The organism is Devosia geojensis (assembly GCF_000969415.1).
In the GTDB taxonomy this organism is placed as follows: Bacteria; Pseudomonadota; Alphaproteobacteria; order Rhizobiales; family Devosiaceae; genus Devosia; species Devosia geojensis.
In genome coordinates this window covers 1-20,538 of sequence record NZ_JZEX01000055.1, presented here as the reverse complement: position 1 = coordinate 20,538, position 20,538 = coordinate 1, and the positions used below count along the sequence as shown (strand labels likewise).

Sequence of the window (20,538 nt, the reverse complement as noted above, 5' to 3'; positions counted from 1 at the left end):
AAATGACCAGGAAACTGCGCGTCGGCGTCGTCGGAGCGGGCATCGCCCAGCGGCACCTCGTCGGCTACAAGTGGAACGAAAGTCTCTACGAGGTGCCCGTCCTCTGTTCGCTCGATGAGGACCGCGGCCAGGCGCTCGTCGCCGAATACGGCATCGCCGAATACACGCAGGACGTCGAGACACTCTTTGCCCGCGACGACCTCGACATCATCGACATCTCGACCCCGCCGCACTCGCACTTCGACCTTTCGCGCCGCGCGATCGAATCCGGCAAGCACGTCACCTGCGAAAAGCCGCTCTTCGGCTCCATCGCCGAGGTCGACGAGATGGCGAGGATCGTTGCCGGCACCGACCGCAAGTTCATGCCGATCTTCCAGTACCGCTACGGCACGGGCCTGCAGAAGCTGAAGATGCTGATCGAGCTCGGCCTCACCGGCCGCCCGTTCCTCACCACCATCGAGACCCACTGGTGGCGGGGCCCTGCTTATTACGAGGTGCCATGGCGCGGCAAATGGGCAACCGAACTGGGCGGCGGACTCCTCGGCCACGCCATCCACGCCCATGACATGCTCAACTACGTCCACGGCGCCTGCGCCGAGGTCTTCGCCTATGGCGAGACGCTGGTGAACAAGATCGAGGTCGAGGACACCATGGCCCTCGCCGTCAAGATGCAGAACGGTTCGCTCGCCTCCCTCTCCATGACTCTCGGCTCGCGCAAGGAGATCTCGCGCCTACGCTTCTGCTTTGCCGATATGGTCGCCGAGAGCATCCTCGAGCCCTATACCATGGGCCGCGACCCGTGGGTGTTCACCGCCGGCGAACCCGAACACCAGGCGCGGATCGACGCGGCCCTCGCCAACTATGTGGTCAAGGAGGATGGCTACACCCGTCAGTTCGAGCTCTTCCACCAGGCGATCGTGGAGGGCGGCGAACCGCCCGTGACCCTGCAGGACGCGCGTAATTCCCTCGAGCTCGTCACCGCTGCCTACCATTCGCAGCGCACCGGCCAGCCGACGCCGCTGCCGATCACTGCGGATCACCCGCTCTATCGCTCCTGGCTGCCGTAGTGGATACTCGCGCGACGACATGGCGCATGCCGCCGGAGAGGAAGGCCTGAGTGCAACAGGAACCGTTACCGCGTTTGCAGTCGGACCAACGCCTCTACCAGGTCGTCGCGCGCCAGCTCGCCCGCATGATCGAGCAGAACGCCGGCAACAGGAACTGGCGCATGCCCTCCGAGCGTGAGCTCGCCGAAGAGCTCGGCGTCAGCCGGCCTGTTATCCGCGAAGCGGTTATCGCCCTCGAGATGCGCGGCATCGTGGAGGTCAAGGGCCGCGCCGGCATCGTCGTGCTGCCGGCGCGCGTGAGCCAGGTCTCCTTCGACCTGCCGGACAGCGATATCGGTCCCGGCCCGTTCGAACTGCTGGAAGCGCGCCTCGCCATCGAAGCAAGCGCCGCCGCGCTCGCCGCCGAGCGCGCCACCAGCTACGACCTCATGGTGCTCGAAGAATGCATCCACCAGATGGAGCGCGAGACCAACGTCGTCCTTCTCCAGGAAAAGGGCGACCGCGACTTCCACATGACCATCGCCAAGATGACCGGCAACGCCATCATCGTCTCGATGATCGAGACGCTGTGGGCCCAGCGCGACGAATCGGTGATGTGGAAGAAACTCCATGAGCACATCCACGCCGAGAGCGTGCGCCCGCTCTGGATCGGCGACCACCACGCCATCCTCTCGGCCCTGCGCCTGCGCAACCCCGACGCCGCCTACAAGGCCATGGCCCGCCACATCCGCAATGTCATCAACGAACTGATGGAAGCCGACGAGCGCGGCCGCTTCGCGCCCGAGACGGCCTCCTCCGAGGGCACGGGACGCTAACCGGACAATCCGCCGAAGCTTCCCGTCGTGCAGGCGGCGACAGCCCGGAGATCGGTGCGCATCGGCACAATGCCGCCTAAATTCCCCGCCCCGATCAGACGAAAAACACCGGCGCTTCACGCGCCACACCTCGGCCACGATTTCCAAATCTCCAGAAACACCAGTCAGTTGCAAGTGAGCTTCAACCGGTCCGCAGTTATGCGAATATCGCAAACCTGTCCCGCGACATCCCGGATTGACCCTTAAGGCTCCTCGCGTCCTACTTGCAGGCAGACGTCTCGTGCGATCGCCCTCGCGCATCGACCCTGCATTTTGGCGGGCCGGCGCGCCCGGAAACTGAGCTGCTTAAGCGAGCAGCCGATCTGTTCGCGAGCGATTGCGGGCAAGAGCTGAAAACCCCGCCGCAAGTTGCCAAGACTGCCCCTCGGGACAGGAGAAACAACATTGCCGAAAGTGCTCTACCTGGTGCCCAACCTGGCCGATCCCGCCGTTGGGCGCCGTATAGACATGATGCGTACCGGCGGCGCTGAAGTCGCCGTTGCCGGCTTTCGTCGCGCCGATACTACCCCGCCGGACCTGGACGTCGTCAACTATGTCGAGCTCGGCGAGACGTTCGATGCGCGTTTTGCCCAGCGGATCATGGCGGTCGTGCGCGCGCATCGTTCGATCACACGCCGCCTTCAACCGATCGGCGCCCCCGACGTCATCATCGCGCGCAACCTCGAGATGCTGCCGCTGGCCGGCAAGCTGCGCGCCTTCTGGCCTTCGCAGCCGCCCATCGTCTACGAATGTCTCGACATCCATCGCCTGCTCCTGCGCGAGGACCTCGTCGGCAGGGCCATGCGCGGTGCCGAACAGCACCTGACCCGTGACGCTTCGTTGCTGGTGACCAGCTCGCCGGCGTTCCTGCGCAATTATTTCGACATCCACGGCGCCCCGCCCGCCGTCGTCATCGAGAACAAGGTGTTCTTCGAGACCGGCGATCGCGGCCGGAACCCTTCGCTGGCTCCGGATGCCGCGCCGGACGGGCCCATCCGCATCGGCTGGTTCGGGGCGCTGCGCTGCAGCAAGTCCCTTGCGGCGCTCGCCAGCTTCGCTAACGCCATGGACGGCAAGGTCGAGGTGATCCTGCGCGGCCGGCCCGCTCTCACCGAGTTCGACGACTTCCACGGCTTCGTCGAGGCCCAGCCGCACATGCGCTTCATGGGCCCTTACCGCAATCCGCAGGATCTCGCCTCGATCTATTCCGAGGTGCATCTGGCCTGGGCGATCGACTTCTTCGAGGAAGGCCTCAATTCCCAGTGGCTCCTGCCCAACCGCATCTATGAGGGATGCCTGCACGGCGCCGTCCCCATCGCGCTCGCCGGCACCGAGACCGCCGCCTTCATCGAGCGGCAGGGGATTGGCGTCACCGTGCCCGACATCAGCGCGGAAACGCTTCTCGCCCGCCTCGGCAGCCTCACCCTGCCCCGTATCGCCGAACTGGCCGGGGCCGTCGCCGCGGTTCCCCAGAACCATTTCGCCTTCGGCACCGCCGAATGCGTCGAATTCGTCGACCGGCTGAGAACCCTCGCCGGCACCAGTGAGGCCGTGAGGCAAGCCGCATGAGCGAAACCAGCGCACCCGTCGAGACTTACTCTAGATGCCTGATCGTCGTGCCGACGCTCAATGAAGCGCGCCACATCGCCGGCCTTCTCGACATGCTGATGGTCGAGGCCGAAGCCATGGGCGCCTCGATCGTCGTCGCTGACGGTGGCAGCACCGACGGCACCCGCGACATCGCCGCCCGTTACGCGCAACAACACGCATCCGTCTCGTTCATCGACAATCCCAAGCGCATCCAGAGCGCCGCCATCAATCTGGCGGTCGAAAAGTTCGGCGATGAAGCCGAATACGTCGTTCGCATCGATGCCCACGGTAAATATCCGCCGGATTATTGCCGCGCGCTGGTTCGCGAAGCGCAGGAGCTCGGCGTCGATAGCATCGTCGTGCCGATGATCACCGTCGGCGAGAGCACGTTCCAGCGCGCCGTCGCCACCGCCCAGAACTCCCTCGTCGGCACCGGCGGCTCGGCCCACCGCACCGGGCTCGGCGGCCGCTTCGTCGATCATGGGCATCACGCGCTGATGCGCATTTCCGCCTACCGCGCCGTCGGCGGTTACGACGAGACCTTCCGGTTCAACGAGGACGCCGAGCTTGATTACCGCCTGAACAGCGCCGGCTACCGCATCTGGCTCACCGCCGCGACAGTGATGACCTACTATCCGCGCTCGACGCCCTCCAAGCTCTTCAAGCAGTACTTCGGCTACGGCAGCGGGAGGGCCCGCAATATCCTGAAACACCGCATGGTGCCGCGCGTCCGCCAGATGCTGCCGCTCGTCATCCTGCCGGCCGTCGCGCTGGCCCTGCTCTCTTTCGTCCACTGGAGCGCGCTGGTCCCGCTTGTTCTCTGGTGCATCGCGTGCCTGGCGCTCGGCGCCTATGCCACCTACCGCCACTTCGACAAATACGGGCTGCCCTTCAGCCGCGCGCCGCTCGTCGGGGTTGCCGCGATGATCATGCATCTCGCCTGGTCTTCCGGCTTCTGGCTGCATGTTGCGCGCACCTTCACGGGCGACGGGAAAGCAAGGACGTGAGCATGGCAAGAAGCGTCGATATCTGCATCTGCACCTTCCGCCGGCCGCATCTGGCCGAAACGCTGGCGTCCATCGCCGCCCTGCAGGTGGGCGAAACCGACGTGCGCGTGATCGTCTCCGACAACGACGAAACGCCGTCGGCCCGCCCACTGGTCGAGCGGATCGCCCAGACCTTTCCCTTCCCGATCATCTATCTCCACAGCCCCGCGGCCAACATCTCCATCGCCCGCAACGCCTGCCTCGACGAAGCGAGCGCCGAATTCATCGCCTTCGTCGACGATGACGAGACCGTCTCTCGCGTATGGCTCGAAAAGCTGCTCGAAGCTGCCGAAGCGTCCGGGGCCGCTGCCGTGCTCGGCCCCGTGCGCGCGGTCTACTCCCCCGCCTCCCCCGGCTGGCTGGTCGAGGGCGATTTCCATTCCACCCTGCCCGTCATCGTCAACGGCGCCATCCGCACCGGCTATACCTGCAACGTGCTGATCCGTTGGTCAGCGCCCGCCAACATCCTGCGCTTCGACCCGGCGCTGGGCAGATCCGGCGGCGAGGATACCGATTTCTTCTATCGCCTCAGCGACCTCGGCGGCGCCATCGTCGAGGCGCCGGGCGCCATCGTCTATGAGCCCGTGCCCGCCAACCGAGCCGGCATGGGCTGGCTCGTCAGCCGGCGTCTGCGCGCCGGGCAGACCCACGGCATGCGCCTGAAGGCCGTTGCCGGCGGCCCCAACCTAAAGGACGCCGGCGTAGCCGCCGCAAAGGCCGGGTATTGCATCGTCATGACCGCCGCCACCGCCTTTTCACCCGTTCACTGGCGCCGCAACCTCCTGCGCGCCGTGCTGCACATGGGCGTCATCAGCGGCATCTTCGGCGCCCGCCAGGCCGTCCACTACGGCGAAGTCAAGCCGTCATGATCACGCCCGATCATCCGGTTATCGATGACCATAACGCAACAGAGGGAAAACGCGCCCATGCTTGAACGAGGCAATTTCCCGGACATGAACGCCCCACGGCTGGCCGATCTCAAGTTCATCGACGTCGACAGGATCCTCTCGGTCCTGCGCCGCCAGTGGCGGGTGCTGGCGCTGGGCCTTGCCTTCGGGATCGGCCTCGGCGTGTTCTATCTCGCCCTGGCGCCACGCACCTATGTGTCGGCCGCCCAGATCCTCATCGACAAGAACCTGCGCGAGGTGGTGAGCGAGGTGGCCCAGCCCACCAGCGCCATGGACCTGGAGTCCGAGGTCCTCAACCAGATCGAGGTCCTGAAATCGAGTCGCATCGCCACGGCCGTGGCGCAGGCCGAGAACCTGATGACCGATCCGGAGTTCCTCAATCCTCCGCCCTCCTTCACCCGGCGGATCAAGGGCGTGGTCACCGGCCTGCTTTCGCCACTGTTCGGCTCCGACGACGAGCCGCCCGCGACACAGGCGACCGTCGAGGAAGCTGCGGGAGCGCTCCGCGCCAATGTGGATGTCGAGCGCGTCGGGCGCAGCGCCGTCATCCGCGTCGCCTACGAAACCACCTCGCCCGAGCTCGCCCACCGCATCGCCAACGCCTATGCCCTGGCTTTCGTCCAGGATCAGCTCAACGCCGATCTCGATGCCACTCGTCAGGCAACCGACTGGCTACAGGGGCGCCTCACCGAGCTCGGCGCCAGCCAGCGCCAGGCAACCCTCGATGTCGAGCAGTTCCGGCGCGAGAGCGGCCTTACCATCGGCGAGGACCAGACGCTGAGCAACCAGCGCCTCGAGGCTTTGACCAGTCAGCTCGTCCTGGCTCAGGCCGAAACCTCACGCGTGCGCGCGCTCTCCAACCAGCTGCAGACCGTGATCGATGCCGGACCGGAGACCGCCGGCGACAACGTGGCCATGCTCAACGGTCCCGGCATCGACGGCACCGAGATTGCCACCATCCGCACCCGCTACGCCTCGATCGTTCGCCGTATCGACGAGGTCACCGCCGCCTATGGCGCCGACCACCCGCAGATCGCGGTGTTGCAGGCGGAGCGGAATGCACTCAACGACCAGATCTTCGTCCAGCTGCGCAACCTCAATGAGCAGTACCGCAATCAGCTCACTGTCGCCGAACGCCAGGAAAACGGGCTTCGCGAACAGATCAACGCCGAGGGACGCGCCGCCGCCGAGACCAACCAGGCTCAGGTCGAATTGACCGAGCTCCAGCAGCGCTCGTCGGCACTGGGGCTGCTCTACAACACCTACCTGTCACGGTACGAGGAATCGATCCAGCGCCAGTCCTTCCCGATTCCGGGCGTGCGCATCATCACCGATCCCGAACTCCCGCGCGATCCGTCCGGTCCGCGCACGCTCTTCGTGCTCGCCGGTGCCATGATCTTTGGCGCCTTCCTCGGCGTGGGAGCGGGCGCGGTCAACGAGCTGCGCGAGCGCTCCTTCCGCATCGGCAGCCAGATCGCCAACGAGCTCGGGCTGCGCTTCATCGGCTACCTGCCCCGCCTCAACGGCGCCGGCACCCGGCGCAGCAAGAAGGCAACGGCGCTGCAGAACCATCGCTATATCCGCGACCAGGTGATCGGGCGGCGCTCCAACGCGCCGACAACGGCCTTCCTCGAAACCCTCAAGTCCGCCAAGCTCATGGTGCGCAAGCGCCATCGCGCCGGCCGCGCCGTGACGATCGGCACCGTTTCGGTGCTGCCCGGCGAGGGCAAGACGACCTTCGCCGTCTCTTTCGCCGAGATGCTCGCCGTCAACGGCGACAAGGTATTGCTGATCGATGCGGACCTGCGTCAGCCGGCTGCCAGCCAGCTCGTCACTCCCGACGCCGGCCTCGGCCTCATGGACCTGGCCGTCGGCGTGCCGTGGCGCCAGATCGCGCGCACCGACGCCGAGACCGGCCTCGTCATCCTGCCGGCCACCTCCTCGGCGACGGCCGCGACCTCCAACGATTTCCTCAGCTCTCCGGTCATTCAGACGCTGCTCGAGGAAGTCCGCCGCGAGTTCGACTATGTGGTGATCGATCTGCCCCCTCTGGGGCCCATGGTCGATGCGCTCTCCATCCAGCCCTGGACGGACGGCTTCATCCTCGTGACCGAATGGGGCCGCACGCCGCGCCGGCTGGTGCGCGCCCTTGTCGAGAACGAGCCGCAGTTCGCCGACGAGATCATCGGCGTCGTGCTCAACAAGGTCAATTTCGCCCGCCTCGGTCGCTACAGCGATCCGGGCGCCGCCGAGCAGTTCGTCGGCAGCTATGACCGCTACTATCAGGTCGCCCCTGCGCCGGCCCCGCGACAGAAGACACCGGCGCAATAGCACCGGCTCCCGACATTTCCCCACCGACAGCTCAAACGAAAGGGGCGCCACCCGAAGTGGCGCCCCTTTTCGTGGCGGATGATAGCCGAACGGCTATTCGGCCGCGCGCAGCAGCGGATTCGGCAGACGGCTGTCGAGCCCGACCTTGCCCAGCGCCTCGAGGAACCCATCGCGGATATCGTCGCGATCCAGGGCGTAGACGACGTTGGCCGTGAGGAACCCGACCTTGGAGCCGCAGTCGAACGACTGCCCGCGGTACTTCACACCGATGAAGGGCTGGCTCTTCATCAGCGTCTGCATGGCGTCGGTGATCTGGATTTCGCCGCCCGCCCCCCGGGGCTGGTCGGCAAGGAGGGAAAAGACCTCCGGCTGCAGAATGTAACGGCCGGAGATGATGAGGTTGGACGGCGCCTTCTCGGGCTTGGGCTTTTCCACCATCTCGGCGATGCGGAAGCCTTCGTCCGAGCCTTCGCCCCTGGCGACGACGCCATAGGACGAGACTTCCGAGAGCGGCACTTCCTCGACGGCGATGACGTTGCCGCCGGTTTCCTCGTAGGTCTCCATCATCTGCTTGAGGACGCCCGGCTCGCCTTTGAAGAGCATGTCGGGCAGCAACAGAGCGAACGGTTCGTTGCCCACGATATCGCGCGCGCACCACACCGCATGGCCGAGGCCGAGCGGCTCCTGCTGGCGGGTGAAGCTCGTGCGGCCGGCCGACGGCAGGTCTTTTTGCAGTTCGGCGAGCGCAGCTGATTTGCCGCGCGCTTCCAGTGTAGTCTCCAACTCGAACTGACGATCGAAGTGGTCTTCGATCACGCCCTTGTTGCGGCCGGTCACGAAGACGAAATGCTCGATGCCCGCTTCGCGCGCCTCGTCGACCGCATATTGGATGAGCGGGCGGTCGACGACCGTCAGCATTTCCTTCGGCATGGCCTTGGTTGCCGGCAGGAACCGTGTTCCAAGCCCTGCGACGGGGAAGACGGCAGTCCTGACACGTTTCACCATGGACGAACTCCTGAGGTTAGTAACGTTGTGCCCTGGAAGGGCACCATAGGGGGTACGCAAAGTCTACTATAAAGAGTTCGGCGCGATGCATACCTACGATGCAAGCAACACGAAGGCACATTCAAAGCCCTCGGCCCAAAATCTGCCACAAACGGCGGCACGTGAACTTATGATGACAAAAACGTGTCTACCCGTGCTGGGCAATTGAATGCAGGGATTGCGAGAAAAATTTTAGAAAAACTGCACGATCACTGCCTAACAATACGGCAACGATGCACATTAATCAGGCAGTTCACTTGATGCCGCGACGCTGAGCGAGCTCTTTTGATAGGCATCAACTGCAACGAAGGTCCTGTGGAGAGTTGAGGGGGATGCGCATTGTAGTTTCCCTTTCCAACGGCTATTACTGCGCAACTGAGGCTGATCGAAATTCGGCTCTGGCCAGAACCCGGATCGGCAGTTTTTGCAGCGCGGCTACTTTCGACCACAGGAAGCGGCGAGCGCGCGAAACGCCCGGGAATCGGCAGAAAGCGGAAGCCGTTTGCAGTTGGCCGATGGATAGGGGTTGGCGCCTCATACAAAAAAGCCGTCGCGGAGCGCGACCGCAGGGCAGAGGCCCGCGTTTACCGCAAGTAAGGCGTTCCAGCGAAAACAGGGGTCACTTCGCCGTGACGCCTGCAGCTTTCCTGGAGCGGCGCGCATAAGTAACTGGTGTCGCAGGCACCCACACGAGACGAGGAGGTTCGCATGCAGCAGGACGGGCACGACGACAAAGCCGTCGTCGGCAATACGCATCTGCACGCCCCGAACCTCGATGACCGCAAGACCATCTGGTCGCGCTGGCCATGGGGCGTGACGGCGCTTGCCGTGATCGTCGCCGGCTGGGCCGGAGTCTACCTCCTGTGGAACGGCATCGTCTTCCTGTTTACCCTCTGACCTGGGCACTCGAACAACGCGGCTGAGATGAATATTACATCACCCTGCCACGTTTCCCGCCGGCTATATTTGAAGTAGCCGCAAAGTTGCACACTTTTTGGGCGCGTGTTCACCATAGCGCCGCACCCTCGACGTCTCACCTCCCGACCGTAGAGATTTGGCCCTTTTTAGGGCAGCGCCCGTGCATGACTGCCATGCAGCCGAAGTGTTGCAGCTGTTTGCCATTCATGTTCCCTTCAAGCTTATTGAGGCCGGCTGATTGAGTTGGGGGTCCCAGCACCCTTTCGATGTCCGATCAGCCCTTGGCGCCTGTAACCAATCTCTCACGGCGTGCCCCTCGCGGCTCGCCTTGGCCCTTGATTACGAAACAGCCGTGTTTCGCGCTTACCAGAGATACGGCCCTGTCCCGGAACGTTCAGCCTGAATCCTGGGACCGGAAACGCAGCCAATGTCATTTCCTCAGTGCGGGTTTTAAGAAAATGTCCGTCATCAATGCTGGTTTGGATGTTTCGCAGATCGCATCGGAAGTCGGCGAGCCCAAGGGTGGCACGCTGAAACGCGCCTTCGACGTCACCACGGCGTCGATCCTGCTCTTCTGCGCCCTGCCCGCGATGTTCTTCATCGCCGTCATCATGTTCTCGACCGACAGGGGCCCGGTGTTCTTCGCTCACGAGCGCATAGGGCACAAAGGCAAGCGCTTCCGCTGCCTGAAGTTCCGTTCGATGGTCGTCAATTCCCAGGAAGCCCTGGCGCGGCATCTCGAGATGTTCCCCGCGGCCAAGGCCGAATGGGATGCCACCCAGAAGCTGCGCAACGACCCGCGCGTGACCGGCATCGGCCGGTTCCTGCGCGAGACGAGCCTTGATGAGCTGCCGCAGCTCATCAACGTCGTCCGCGGCGAGATGAGCCTCGTGGGACCCCGCCCCATCGTCCAAGCCGAGATCGTGCGCTATGGTGGCGACATCGCCGCCTACGCCAGCACCCGCCCCGGCCTCACCGGCCTCTGGCAGGTCAGCGGACGCAGCGATGTCGACTACGACCAGCGCGTGCAGCTCGATGCGCAGTATGTAAGGGAATGGTCATTCTTCGGCGACATCATGATCATGCTGCGCACTGTCAAGGTCGTGCTGTCGCGCACCGGCAGCCGCTGAGCACCGGCGGTTTGCGTTTCGGATCGATCGGGAGTTAGAACATGGCCTCTATACTCTCCATGGGCTCGAGGATGTTCCGCACCCGCAATCCGGCGCGTGACGCCAATACCGATCTCGATCGTTTCATGACCGTGCGCCGCTCGATCGCTTCGGCCATCGAGGGCGCGACCCGTGAGCGGGATGGCCTGCAGCGCCGCCTCGACGTCTACTACGCACAGGCCACGAGCCTGCTCGACAACTCCCCGGAGTTCGCCGAGCGAGACAGCGCCGAGGAAGAGGCGATCCGGCAGGCCGAGGACAACGCCGCCGCCGCAAGCCGCCGCATCAAGCAGATCACCGAGCATATCGCCCAGTTGAACAAGATGCTCGCTGACGTCGACGCGGTGCTCGACGGCACGGACCTCTGAAGGCCTTCGCCCGGCGGCCGCCGACCGATCGCTCGCGAAGCTCACGCAGCCGGTTGGCGAAATCATGCCTGAGTCACGCCCCAGCTTGAAGGAGCGCAAGTGCCGCTGATCTCTGTCGTCATGGCCAACTACCGGGCCGGCCGCAAGATCGTGCGGGCGCTCGAAAGCGTGCTCGGCCAGACCGTTGCCGATCTCGAAGTCATCGTCTCCGACGATGCCTCCGGCGACGACAGCCTCGATTTCGTGCGCGCGTTCATGGACCGCGACCATCGCGTGCGCCTCGTCGAGGCGGATGGCAATGGCGGCCCCGCCCGCGCCCGCAACCGGGCGTTGGAGTTGGCACAGGGCCAGTGGATCGCCGTCGTCGATTCCGACGACATCATCCACCCGGAGCGCTTCGAGCGGCTGCTGGCCGCCGCCGCTCATTTCGACTCCGATATCGTTGCCGACGATCTCCTGCACTTCCATGAGGATGGCTCACCTGCCCGCCTCCTCCTGACCGACGGCAGCCCTCGAGCCTTCCGCGTCCCGCCCGAGGAATGGATCCTCGCCGGCATCCGCCCGGGTACCGCGCCGCTCGGCTACCTCAAGCCCCTCATCAAGGTCTCCGCCCTTGCCGGCGCGCGCTACGACGAGACGCTGCGCATCGGCGAGGACTACGACCTCGTCCTCCGGCTTCTCCTCGCCGGAGCGAACATGCAGGTCGTCGCCGAACCCTGGTATCTCTACCGCCGCCACGCCGGCTCGATCTCGCACCGCCTCTCGGCCGGAGACGTCGCGGCCATGATCGACAACCAGCGCCGGCTCGCCGGTCAAGGTCCCTTCACGCCCGCCGTCGAGGCAGCACTTGCCGAACGATTGGCGCGCCTGACCCGCAGCCACGCCTATGAGCGGCTGGTGGCCGCCATCAAGCAGCGCGACGCCATCGGCGCAATCGCGTCGATTGTCCGCGATCCCCGCCTCGTCTCCAACCTCTGGGGCTCGCTTGCCGACCGGCAGCGGCGCGCAGCGGCGCCGGCTCGCAGGTCGACAACGCTACGTGGGCAGCTACGCCTCGGCGCCGCCGCGTCTGCGGAACGGCGCGTGCCCGCCTATGTGCCGCCCTCCGAGACGGACTGGTCGCTGCCCGCACCGCGTCAAACCTGGGCCGAACTCGCCGATCTCTGCAGGGATGGCGCACGGGTGATCTGCGAGGATGCAGCCGGGCTCTATGCGGCCGGCTTCATCCCCGCCGCCGATCTGGATGTCATCGCCCCCGCGTCGGCGCGACATGCGGGGGTGGCAGCCCAATGACCGCGACCTATCGCACCGCCGCGCCGCGCTACGTCTCCATCGACATCGCCGCAGTTCTCACGTTCCTCGCGCTCTCGGCGCTGGTGCTGAACCCGATTTTCCGTTCACTTTCCGCGGCGACGTTCCTCGCCTGCGGATGCCTGCTCATCGTCAGCAACATCCAGCACAGCGCCTGGCTTTTCGCACGCTGGTGGTATCTCCTTCTCCTGCCGGCCTATTGCCTTCTCTCGACTCTCTGGTCCCTATTCCCCGACGCGACGCTGCGCTATTCCATCCAGCTCTTCCTGACGCTCGCCATCGCCATCGTCGTCGCCGGGCGCGTCCCCGCGTCGACGCTCCTGCGCATGCTGTTCATCGTCTATGCCATAGGCGTGGTTCTCAGCCTCACCATCGGCCATCGGCCCATGGGAGCGGCCTGGCTCGGCATTTTCGGCAGCAAGAATGCGTTTGCCGCTCACGTTGCCGTCTTTGCGCTGGTTTCGGCGGCGCTTGTCTTCGACCGGACCTCGCCGTTCCTGCTGCGCCTCTCGGCGCTCGGCGGCGCGCTGATTTCGCCGCCCCTTCTCGTCTTCGCCCAGTCGGCCGGCGCCATCATGATGGTCGTGCCTTGCATCGGCGTCATTCTCGGCGTCATGCTCACCGAGCGCCTGACAGGCATGCAGAAGGTCTTTCTGTCCGTTTGCGCGCTGATCGCCTCGGCCGCCTTCGCGCTCTTCCTGATGACCAATGGCGAAACGCTCCTCGCCGACATCCTCAACAGCTCCGGCAAGGACGCGACCCTGACCGGGCGAACGGACCTCTGGGCCATCGGCCTCTCCTTCATCGCCGAGCGTCCCTTGCAGGGCCTCGGCTACCGGGCGTTCTGGGTGACGGGCTACGCGCCGGCCGAGCAGCTCTGGGCCATGTTCCTGGTGCCCTCCGGAGCCGGTTTCAACTTCCATAACACCTACATCTCCAACGCCGTCGAGATCGGCCTCCTGGGCATGGCGCTCCAGGTTTTCGTCATCTATGGCGGCGCCATACTCATGACGGTCTACGCCCTCGCGCGCCCCACCGCCGAAAACGCCTTTCTCCTCGGCATGCAGGCCCTGGTGATCCTGCGCAGCTTCATCGAGGTCGAGGTGTTCTTCGAGTTCAGCGTCCGCTCCATCCTCGTTGTCGCGACGTTCGTCTATGCCGCCCATGGCCTCGCCATGCTGGCGCGCCGCGCGCCCACGCGTCCGCGCCGCCAACCGAACCCTCCGCCCGCCGCGACCGGCCCGGGCCTCGTCGCAGGAGAATGATCCATGGTCGAACGCAACGCCGGCCTCGTTCATGTGCGCACACCGACATACAAACGTCCCGAGGCCCTGCAGCGCGCCCTTTCCTCCCTCATCGCCCAGAGCTGGGAGAACTGGGTCTGCGACGTCTATGACGACGATCCGGGGCAATCCGGGCGCATCGCCGTCGACGCCCTCGCCGATCCGCGCATCCGCTACACCCACAACGTTCCGCAGCGCTTCGCTTCCAAAAACATCGACCAGTGCTTCACGGCCGACAACCCGCACGACGCCGACTATTTCTGCGTGGTCGAGGACGACAACCTTGTCCTGCCGACCTTCTTTGAAGAGAACATCGCCCTCTGCCGCGACAACGACGTCGAGATCGTGTTGCGCAACCAGTTCATTGAGCACGCGAGCGGCACGGATCGCGCGCACCTCAGCGAAGGCGGCGTGCTCGACCATCTCTTCGTCGAGGGCCTCTACAGTCCAGAGGATTTCCGCCAGTCCCTGCTCATCGGCATCGGCGTCTCCAATGGCGGGCTCTTCTGGTCGCGCGACACCAGCTGCCGGCTCGAGATCCGGTTCGCCTGCACGGCGACGCTTCAGGAATACATGCGCACGTTCTCGGTCTGCGAGCCGATCTATGTAGCGATGGAGCCCCTGGCCGTGTGGGCCGAGAATGCCGAGCAGACGACCCGCAATGCCGAGCTCAAATCCTCCTACGTGCGCCGCGAGCTTGATCTCAAGCGTTCCGTGCAGGTTCTCCAGCGCATCGTCTGGAGCCAACTTCCGAGGGAGCGCCGGCGCGCCTTCCTCACCAACCCTCTCTTTGCCGCGCCGCCGGCCGAGCGCGCCCGAACCCTTGCCAAGGCGCTGGTCATGCCGGGCCTCGACGGCCAGCTCGCGGGCGGCGAGGCTTTGCGCCTGCGTGCGCGAGGTCTCGCCATCCTCACCCTCGGACGGTTGACGCCGGACTTCGAGCGCTTCGTGCAGTCACGGCTCGAGCAGATTTCCGACACTCCCGGCGGCCCGGCTCCGACGCGAGAGGTCGTCCGCGCATGACGGCTGCCGGCGCCATCGAACCGGATAACACCCTCGACCACGTCAAGAGCGGCCGCACTGTCGCCGCCGTGCGCGGCGCGTTCTGGTCGGTGATCAGCAGCTTTGCGCCCGCCGCTTTCGGTATCCTCGTCTTCATGGCGACATCCCGCGTATTGGGGCCTGCCGAGTTCGGCCTCGTCGCCTTTGCCGCCAGCGTCGCCACCCTCGGCACCGCCATCGCTCCCGCGGGCTTTGGCGAAGCGTTGATCCAGCGCGTCGGGATCGAACGGCGGCATCTCGATACCGTCTTTTGGCTCTGCGTCGGCGCAGGTATCGTCATCTATGCCGCGCTCTGCATCGCCGCCGCTCCCGTCGCGGCCCAGCTCGGTGAACCGGTTCTGGCCGCGCTCATCCCCTTCATCGGCGCGCGCGTGATCTTCGAGATGGCTGCCGCCGTTCCCAATGCGCTGCTCGTGCGCTCCATGTCGTTCAAGAAGCTCGCCATGCGCACCGCCGTCGCCTCACTGGTGGCGGCGGTCGGGTGCCTGACGCTGCTTTGGCTCGGTTTCGGTCTCTGGGCTCTGGCATTCTCCCAGCTCGCCACCGCCGCCGTTTCCTGCATCGGAGCCATGGTCACCGCCCGCTGGTGGCCGCACCTGAGCTTCTCGCCGAAGGCCCTGAAAGAGCTCGGCTCCTTCGGTCTTTTCGCTTCCGGCAACCGGCTGATCACCCTCATCAGCGTCGATCAGATCCTGATCGGGGCCCTGCTCGGCCCCGCCGGCCTCGGCATCTACAGCTTCGCGCGCCGCATCTACCAGATTCTCAGCGATCTCATCACCGGCGCCCTGAGCAACGTCTCCTATTCCCTGCTCTCCTCGATGCAGAAGGAGCGCGAGAAACTGCGCGAGGCCTATGGCTTTGCCACCTTCGTCTCCTCAGTCGTCTCTTTCCCGGTGTTCGTCGGCCTCGCGCTGATCGCGCAGGACTTCATTCCGCTCGCCTTCGGAGGGAACTGGACCGGTGCAGTCATCGCCGTGCAGGCATTCTGCGCCCTCGGGCTGCTCGCCAGCATCGGTGTGCTGCAGTCCTCCCTGGTCAAGAGCCAGGGCCAGGCCAACCTCTGGTTCTACTATCTCGTCGCCAAGCAGGTCGGCACGATCCTCTATGTCCTGCTCTTCCATTCCTGGGGCGTCGACGCGCTGACGATCGCCGTCGTCATCCAAAACTACCTGATGTGGCTGCCGGCCGCCTATATGGTCGCCAGCATCCTCGGCGTGTCGCTCTTCGCCTATCTCTGGTCCTTCGCCGTGCCGACGTTCGCGACCCTCGTCATGGCCGGCGCCGGCCTTGCGGCTCAGCATGCGCTCGCGGACACGGACCCGGTCCTGCGTCTCGCCGCCACCATCGGCCTCTGCGCGGTGGTCTATACGCTCGTTCTGGCGGTCCTTGCCCGCAGGCGCCTGATGCAGATGAAATCTGCAGTGCTCAAGCGGCGCTGATGTACTCTCCCCCTCCCCATATGGGGAGAGGGAAGGGTGTGGAGGGCACGATGCTTCCACCTCCACCGGCTGTCATCCCGGCGAAAGCCGCGACCCAGCCCGGAACGCATCCACGAACACGGAAAGAACTGCCCCGTCCACAACACCTTGCGGCTGACGGTGCATCTCAGGATGGGCCCCGGCTTTCGCCGGGGTGACATTGGGGGGTGGAAAGCACTGGTGGATCGCTGAACCGCTCCTGAAAGGGCGAGGCAGCGATCGACCTCTGGCCCCTCAGCTCACCGAAACCCGGCTCCTCACGAACCTGTCGACCGCCGCCTCCGCCCGCTCGGTGACTTCGGCGATCTTGGCGTCGCTGCTCATCTGCGGCTCGAGCTTCGCCATCTTCTGGAGATGCCGCGCGGCCGAGTGAGTGAGGATCCAGTTGGGAATGCGCGCGAGCGGCGACTCGTTGAGCCTTCCCGCCCGCCCCTTGCCACCGCCGCGCCCGGTGGTGGCAATATAGAACTCCAGAACGCTGGAGGGCCGCAGATCGTGCATGCGCAGGTCGATATCGAGCGCTCCGGACCAATCGAGCCACTTCATGTGATGCCCGCTGTAGATCGGCTTTGCTCCGATCCAGGGCGTGCGCAGCGCATCGGCGACGATTGCCCCGTGCATGGCCTCCGTGATGAGGAGCTTTGCCCCTTGCAGCTGTGCCAGCACCTTCTCGACAGGTTCGGTCGCGTCTATGAGCGTGATCCCGGCCAGCCGGCAGGCTTCGGCCCACATGCCGCGCTCCAGGCTCTCGTAGTGCGGCATGAACGCAACGCCGACGTTCTCGGCCGGCGCCGGCAGTTCCATCGCGCGCAGCAGAACCGCGCTGTCGCAGATGGAAAGATCGGGCGAGACGCCGATTTTTTCGGCCGTGCGTGGCCCGCGCACGAACTGGACGTCCCACGTGCCGTCATGAACGTCGGGCAGGCCCATATAGCCGGCATAGCCCGAGCCCATGACGAACTTGCGCGCCTGTGGGTCGAGATGATTGCCGATGATCGAGCCGATGCCCACGAAGAGCTCGCTTTCATCCTCATCGAGAAAACCGGACGGCAGGAGCTCCGGCCACACGTGCAGATTGAGCTCGTCGCCGAAGTTCGGCACCTTGCCGCGGAAGAACACCAGCTTCATTCAAGACCCCTTGGTTGCGTGTCCGCAGTATCTGATATGGCCGGCGACCCCCGGCCCTCGATTTTAGAGAGCTGTGGGCCTGCGGCCCAAGCTAGTTCGCCTCGGCGCACAGCACCGAAGCCTCGAACGCGCAGCCTTCGCCGAGCGCGGTATAGGCGACCCAGTCGACCTGCATGGAAATGGGGCCGACGGGCGGTTCGAACGGCCCCATCCAGTCGACGAGCGTGTCGCTGCCCCACAGGCTGAAGAAGATCCGCTGCGGGTTGTTCGGGATCATCGCCGGATCGGTGATGGTGCGAATGAGCTGCTTGTCGACATAGAAGCGCACCTCGTTGGGCTCCCAGGTCACCGCGTAGTCGATGTAGTCCCAGTTCGAGGGGTGCGGCAGCGCATGCTTCTCGCCACTGCCGACCAGCCCGTCCCCGCTCCTGCCGTTGACGAATGTCGTGGTTTCGACGGTGCGCGTGTCCTTGGTCAGTATCTCGAAATCGATCTCGTCGTGTGCTGAACCCTGTGCTGGGCCGATATAGGTGAAGAACGCCGCATTGAGGCCGGAGCCGGCCGGCGTCTTCACGCTCGCCTCGAACGTACCGTGTCCGAAGGCCTGCTTGGTCTGGATTTCTCCGCAGCTGTAGGAACGGTCTCCAGCCGGGATCGCCGCAAAGCCGATCCGCAGCTTTCCCTGGCCGGTCGTGACCTGCCCCGCCGACCACAGGCAGTTCTGGTGCGGGCCGTTCGCCCAGCCGTCCGAGACGTACCAGCGCTGCTGGTTGAGCGTGTAAAAGGTATCGAAGAAGCTTTCCTGCGCCTGCGCCGCCGCCGAAAGCGGGAGAGCAAGGCAAGCAAGTCCATAAGCTGCCCTGCGCGATGACTGCACCCTGGTCATGTGTACGCCTTTACCGATTGAGACCAACATCGCGAGGGCCGGTCGGCCCTGCTCTCACCTCCTCATTGCGAAACTTGCAGCCGCGCGATCACCACGTCGCCGGCCTTCACCTCGCTGGTTGTGTCGGCCGGGATTTCCTCCCCGCCGCGCACGATCGTATACGTATAGGTCGCGACGGCCTGGCCGCCGCTCGCGGCAGCGATGCCGCTATAGGCGACGGCCTCGCGCACGAGCCCTTCCTGCGTCGCAAGCTTGAAGCCGAGCTCGGCGATCTGCCCGTCGACCTCCTGCCGCTCGGCCGTCAGCTCCGAGACGCGCACATCTGCCAGGCGGGCCCGCTCACGGTCGGCTTCGCCGATATCCTGGCGCGCCTGGAGTACTGCGGTATCGATATCGAGCAAGCGCCCCTGGAAATCGGCGACATTGCTCTCGAGCGAGGAAACGCGAGAGACGAGGCTCAATCCCTCGTCGGCGAGGTTGCGCACGTTGGCGAGCTGCTCCTCGGCGAGGCCCAGCTGGCGCTCCAGGGTCGTGCGCTTCTGCGTGAAGGTCTCGAGCTCACGGTCGAGCAGCGCCACCTGGTCCTGCAGAGCACCGGTCTGCGAGTTGAGCTGGCGCGAATTGGCTTCGAGAATGGCCTGCTCGGCCGCCACCAGCGCCTGCGCATCCTCGGATTGTGCGATCTCGTCGGGCACGGCGATCTCGCTGGCACCCGCAAGCTCGGCATCGAGCCGGGCCCTGCGCACGAGAAGCCGCAGATACTGCTCGCGCAGCACGTCATATTGTCCGCTACTGGTGAGCACCTCCCGCTCGGCGCGCCCGGTCGAATCCGTGGCCCGCCTCTCCCCGCCGGCAAGGCTCAGCGCCTTGATGACGTTAAGGCCCGGGGAATACTGATATTCGCCCGGCGACTGCACGTCCCCGGTCACATAGATCGGGCCGAACTGGGCGATCTGGACGGATACTGTCGGGGCGGTGATCAGCCCCAGGGATTCCTGCAGGCCCTTGGCGACCGCGTCGGCGAGTTCGCTCGGCGTCTTGCCTGCGCTCTCGGTCTCGCCGATGAAAGGAAAGGCCGTGGTGCCGGTCGGCCCCACCAGGTATTCGCCTCCCAGCGCCGTCCATTCCTCGAACAGCGCCTCCGACGCCTTCCACTCGACGACCCTGACAACGAGCTTGTCCGACACGTTGAGCCGATAGGGCTCGCTTTGCTGGGCGCTCGCCGGAAACGCCATGAGGCACGCTGCAATCGGTCCGGCCAGCAGCACGGACAATCCTGCAAACCCGGCGCGTCTCGCTTTCGCCATGAGCTTTTTCTCGCTGTTGGTTTCGGGCGGGGAAGACCGTCTGTGCAAATGTCGCCAGCATTTGGGCAAGAACGGATCGCCAGGGTGAGATACGGCACGCGCACGGCCGGCGAAGTGCCTGTCCGCAACACGCAAATCCCAGACTAACATGGGTTTTCTGTCGCTCGACCCCACGCGCTGCGCGTATCGCTCAACCCTGCCCTGCGCTCTCAGGGAAGCTCATGCAAGGGGTCAGTGAAGCGTGACGACGCCGTTGACGGCCCGGAATTCGGCCGGCTTGATGAGCCGCTTGTGTGCAATCCGCACGGAATGCAGCGGCCCGTCGATGCGGCTGTTCCAGAAGTCGAGGAAGTGCGCGAGTTCGGGAAAATCCGGCGCCAGATCGTATTGCTGCCAGATGAACTGCTGCAGGAGCGAGGGCTGGTCCGGCAGGCGGTAGAAGATCTGGGCCGTGGTCAGGCCGTAGCCTTCCATTTGGCGCATGAAAGCGGAATCCATGTCACACCTCGCGGATCACGTGCTGGTCGCCGCGACCCGCACGCTATCCGCAAGGTTCCGCCGGTCGCGGCACCATCGCCTCAAGGGTAGTGATTCCAAAGGTTTGGGGGAAATCAGCACTCACGGCGATTGAGTGACAGTCGATTTCCCCCCTCGCCCCCAACTAGGGCGTGGACTCATAAGCTTTAGTCCAGATGCGGATTGAAGCGAGCAGGACGGCGGCGAGGAAGTTTCTTGCCAGCTTGTCGAAACGGGTGGCGACGCGTCGGAACTGCTTGAGCCTGCAGAAG

At 65.0% G+C, this 20,538-nt stretch carries 18 protein-coding genes and 1 pseudogene; 13 read left to right on the top strand and 6 right to left on the bottom strand.

The window, feature by feature from the left end; genetic code table 11:
* Positions 1–2 precede the first annotated feature (2 nt).
* The 6 genes from VE25_RS04650 to VE25_RS04625 all read left to right on the top strand — a co-directional run bounded on the left by VE25_RS04650 (position 3) and on the right by VE25_RS04625 (position 7,796).
* Positions 3–1,067 (top strand): Gfo/Idh/MocA family protein, encoded by a 1,065-nt coding sequence (locus VE25_RS04650; protein WP_046107433.1) that lies wholly within the window; start codon positions 3–5, stop codon positions 1,065–1,067.
* A 50-nt stretch (positions 1,068–1,117) separates the two neighbouring features.
* Positions 1,118–1,882: a FadR/GntR family transcriptional regulator gene (locus VE25_RS04645; protein WP_046107432.1), complete on the top strand. Its 765-nt coding sequence runs from the start codon at positions 1,118–1,120 to the stop codon at positions 1,880–1,882.
* Positions 1,883–2,335: 453 nt separating this feature from the next.
* Entirely contained in the window at positions 2,336–3,490 is a 1,155-nt protein-coding gene (locus VE25_RS04640) for a glycosyltransferase family protein (RefSeq protein WP_244466864.1), read from the top strand.
* Positions 3,487–4,518, top strand: coding sequence for a glycosyltransferase family 2 protein (locus VE25_RS04635; RefSeq protein ID WP_046107430.1), 1,032 nt, complete (start codon positions 3,487–3,489; stop codon positions 4,516–4,518). Before VE25_RS04640 ends, VE25_RS04635 begins: the two co-directional genes overlap by 4 nt.
* A 2-nt stretch (positions 4,519–4,520) precedes the next feature.
* Complete coding sequence (locus VE25_RS04630) at positions 4,521–5,426, top strand: glycosyltransferase family 2 protein (protein WP_046107429.1); 906 nt, start codon at positions 4,521–4,523, stop codon at positions 5,424–5,426.
* Positions 5,427–5,483: 57 nt separating this feature from the next.
* Complete coding sequence (locus tag VE25_RS04625; RefSeq protein WP_052731728.1) at positions 5,484–7,796, top strand: AAA family ATPase; 2,313 nt, start codon at positions 5,484–5,486, stop codon at positions 7,794–7,796.
* A 93-nt stretch (positions 7,797–7,889) separates the two neighbouring features.
* On the opposite strand, the gene galU is transcribed toward VE25_RS04625, so the two are convergent.
* The gene (gene galU / locus VE25_RS04620) at positions 7,890–8,801 is read right to left on the bottom strand and encodes a UTP--glucose-1-phosphate uridylyltransferase GalU (protein ID WP_046107428.1); all 912 of its coding nucleotides are present in this window, start codon (positions 8,799–8,801) and stop codon (positions 7,890–7,892) included.
* 747 nt (positions 8,802–9,548) lie between these two features.
* Between galU and VE25_RS04615 the strand changes: the two genes are divergently transcribed.
* The 7 genes from VE25_RS04615 to VE25_RS04585 all read left to right on the top strand — a co-directional run bounded on the left by VE25_RS04615 (position 9,549) and on the right by VE25_RS04585 (position 16,390).
* A complete protein-coding gene (locus VE25_RS04615) occupies positions 9,549–9,737 on the top strand; it encodes a hypothetical protein (RefSeq protein ID WP_046107427.1) in 189 nt (62 codons plus the stop codon).
* Between the two features lie 479 nt (positions 9,738–10,216).
* Positions 10,217–10,888: a sugar transferase gene (locus tag VE25_RS04610; protein WP_046107426.1), complete on the top strand. Its 672-nt coding sequence runs from the start codon at positions 10,217–10,219 to the stop codon at positions 10,886–10,888.
* 41 nt (positions 10,889–10,929) lie between these two features.
* Complete coding sequence (locus tag VE25_RS04605; protein ID WP_152664508.1) at positions 10,930–11,295, top strand: hypothetical protein; 366 nt, start codon at positions 10,930–10,932, stop codon at positions 11,293–11,295.
* Between the two features lie 99 nt (positions 11,296–11,394).
* Positions 11,395–12,588: a glycosyltransferase family 2 protein gene (locus VE25_RS04600; protein WP_052731727.1), complete on the top strand. Its 1,194-nt coding sequence runs from the start codon at positions 11,395–11,397 to the stop codon at positions 12,586–12,588.
* Entirely contained in the window at positions 12,585–13,871 is a 1,287-nt protein-coding gene (locus tag VE25_RS04595) for an O-antigen ligase family protein (protein WP_052731726.1), read from the top strand. The genes VE25_RS04600 and VE25_RS04595 overlap by 4 nt, the downstream gene beginning before the upstream one ends.
* Before the next feature lie 3 nt (positions 13,872–13,874).
* Positions 13,875–14,912: a glycosyltransferase gene (locus VE25_RS04590; RefSeq protein WP_083988716.1), complete on the top strand. Its 1,038-nt coding sequence runs from the start codon at positions 13,875–13,877 to the stop codon at positions 14,910–14,912.
* Complete coding sequence (locus VE25_RS04585) at positions 14,909–16,390, top strand: lipopolysaccharide biosynthesis protein (protein ID WP_046107424.1); 1,482 nt, start codon at positions 14,909–14,911, stop codon at positions 16,388–16,390. The genes VE25_RS04590 and VE25_RS04585 overlap by 4 nt, the downstream gene beginning before the upstream one ends.
* A 273-nt stretch (positions 16,391–16,663) precedes the next feature.
* Here the strand turns inward: VE25_RS04585 and VE25_RS04580 are convergent, their stop codons facing one another.
* From VE25_RS04580 to VE25_RS04560, 5 genes and pseudogenes are all read right to left on the bottom strand, one after another.
* Positions 16,664–17,557 carry a polysaccharide pyruvyl transferase family protein gene (locus VE25_RS04580; protein ID WP_046107423.1) on the bottom strand — a complete coding sequence of 298 codons (894 nt, stop codon included), beginning with the start codon at positions 17,555–17,557 and terminating at the stop codon, positions 16,664–16,666.
* A gap of 91 nt (positions 17,558–17,648) precedes the next feature.
* Positions 17,649–18,443, bottom strand: a complete 795-nt coding sequence (locus tag VE25_RS04575) for a family 16 glycosylhydrolase (protein WP_046107422.1) — start codon at positions 18,441–18,443, stop codon at positions 17,649–17,651.
* Positions 18,444–18,505: 62 nt separating this feature from the next.
* Positions 18,506–19,750, bottom strand: coding sequence for a polysaccharide biosynthesis/export family protein (locus VE25_RS04570; RefSeq protein ID WP_046107421.1), 1,245 nt, complete (start codon positions 19,748–19,750; stop codon positions 18,506–18,508).
* 231 nt (positions 19,751–19,981) lie between these two features.
* Entirely contained in the window at positions 19,982–20,248 is a 267-nt protein-coding gene (locus tag VE25_RS04565; protein WP_046107420.1) for an usg protein, read from the bottom strand.
* 163 nt (positions 20,249–20,411) lie between these two features.
* Positions 20,412–20,538 (bottom strand): annotated as a pseudogene (locus VE25_RS04560) (IS5/IS1182 family transposase); the annotation flags it as partial.

What these genes read in the sequence shown, in the direction of transcription:
- VE25_RS04650 (WP_046107433.1), top strand. Translation starts at nt 3, where the DNA reads ATGACCAGGAAACTGCGCGTCGGCGTCGTCGGAGCGGGCATCGCCCAG.
- VE25_RS04635 (WP_046107430.1), top strand. Translation starts at nt 3,487, where the DNA reads ATGAGCGAAACCAGCGCACCCGTCGAGACTTACTCTAGATGCCTGATC.
- VE25_RS04630 (WP_046107429.1), top strand. Translation starts at nt 4,521, where the DNA reads ATGGCAAGAAGCGTCGATATCTGCATCTGCACCTTCCGCCGGCCGCAT.
- VE25_RS04625 (WP_052731728.1), top strand. Translation starts at nt 5,484, where the DNA reads ATGCTTGAACGAGGCAATTTCCCGGACATGAACGCCCCACGGCTGGCC.
- galU (WP_046107428.1), bottom strand. Translation starts at nt 8,801, where the DNA reads ATGGTGAAACGTGTCAGGACTGCCGTCTTCCCCGTCGCAGGGCTTGGA.
- VE25_RS04615 (WP_046107427.1), top strand. Translation starts at nt 9,549, where the DNA reads ATGCAGCAGGACGGGCACGACGACAAAGCCGTCGTCGGCAATACGCAT.
- VE25_RS04610 (WP_046107426.1), top strand. Translation starts at nt 10,217, where the DNA reads ATGTCCGTCATCAATGCTGGTTTGGATGTTTCGCAGATCGCATCGGAA.
- VE25_RS04605 (WP_152664508.1), top strand. Translation starts at nt 10,930, where the DNA reads ATGGCCTCTATACTCTCCATGGGCTCGAGGATGTTCCGCACCCGCAAT.
- VE25_RS04595 (WP_052731726.1), top strand. Translation starts at nt 12,585, where the DNA reads ATGACCGCGACCTATCGCACCGCCGCGCCGCGCTACGTCTCCATCGAC.
- VE25_RS04590 (WP_083988716.1), top strand. Translation starts at nt 13,875, where the DNA reads ATGGTCGAACGCAACGCCGGCCTCGTTCATGTGCGCACACCGACATAC.
- VE25_RS04585 (WP_046107424.1), top strand. Translation starts at nt 14,909, where the DNA reads ATGACGGCTGCCGGCGCCATCGAACCGGATAACACCCTCGACCACGTC.
- VE25_RS04580 (WP_046107423.1), bottom strand. Translation starts at nt 17,557, where the DNA reads ATGAAGCTGGTGTTCTTCCGCGGCAAGGTGCCGAACTTCGGCGACGAG.
- VE25_RS04575 (WP_046107422.1), bottom strand. Translation starts at nt 18,443, where the DNA reads ATGACCAGGGTGCAGTCATCGCGCAGGGCAGCTTATGGACTTGCTTGC.
- VE25_RS04570 (WP_046107421.1), bottom strand. Translation starts at nt 19,750, where the DNA reads ATGGCGAAAGCGAGACGCGCCGGGTTTGCAGGATTGTCCGTGCTGCTG.
- VE25_RS04565 (WP_046107420.1), bottom strand. Translation starts at nt 20,248, where the DNA reads ATGGATTCCGCTTTCATGCGCCAAATGGAAGGCTACGGCCTGACCACG.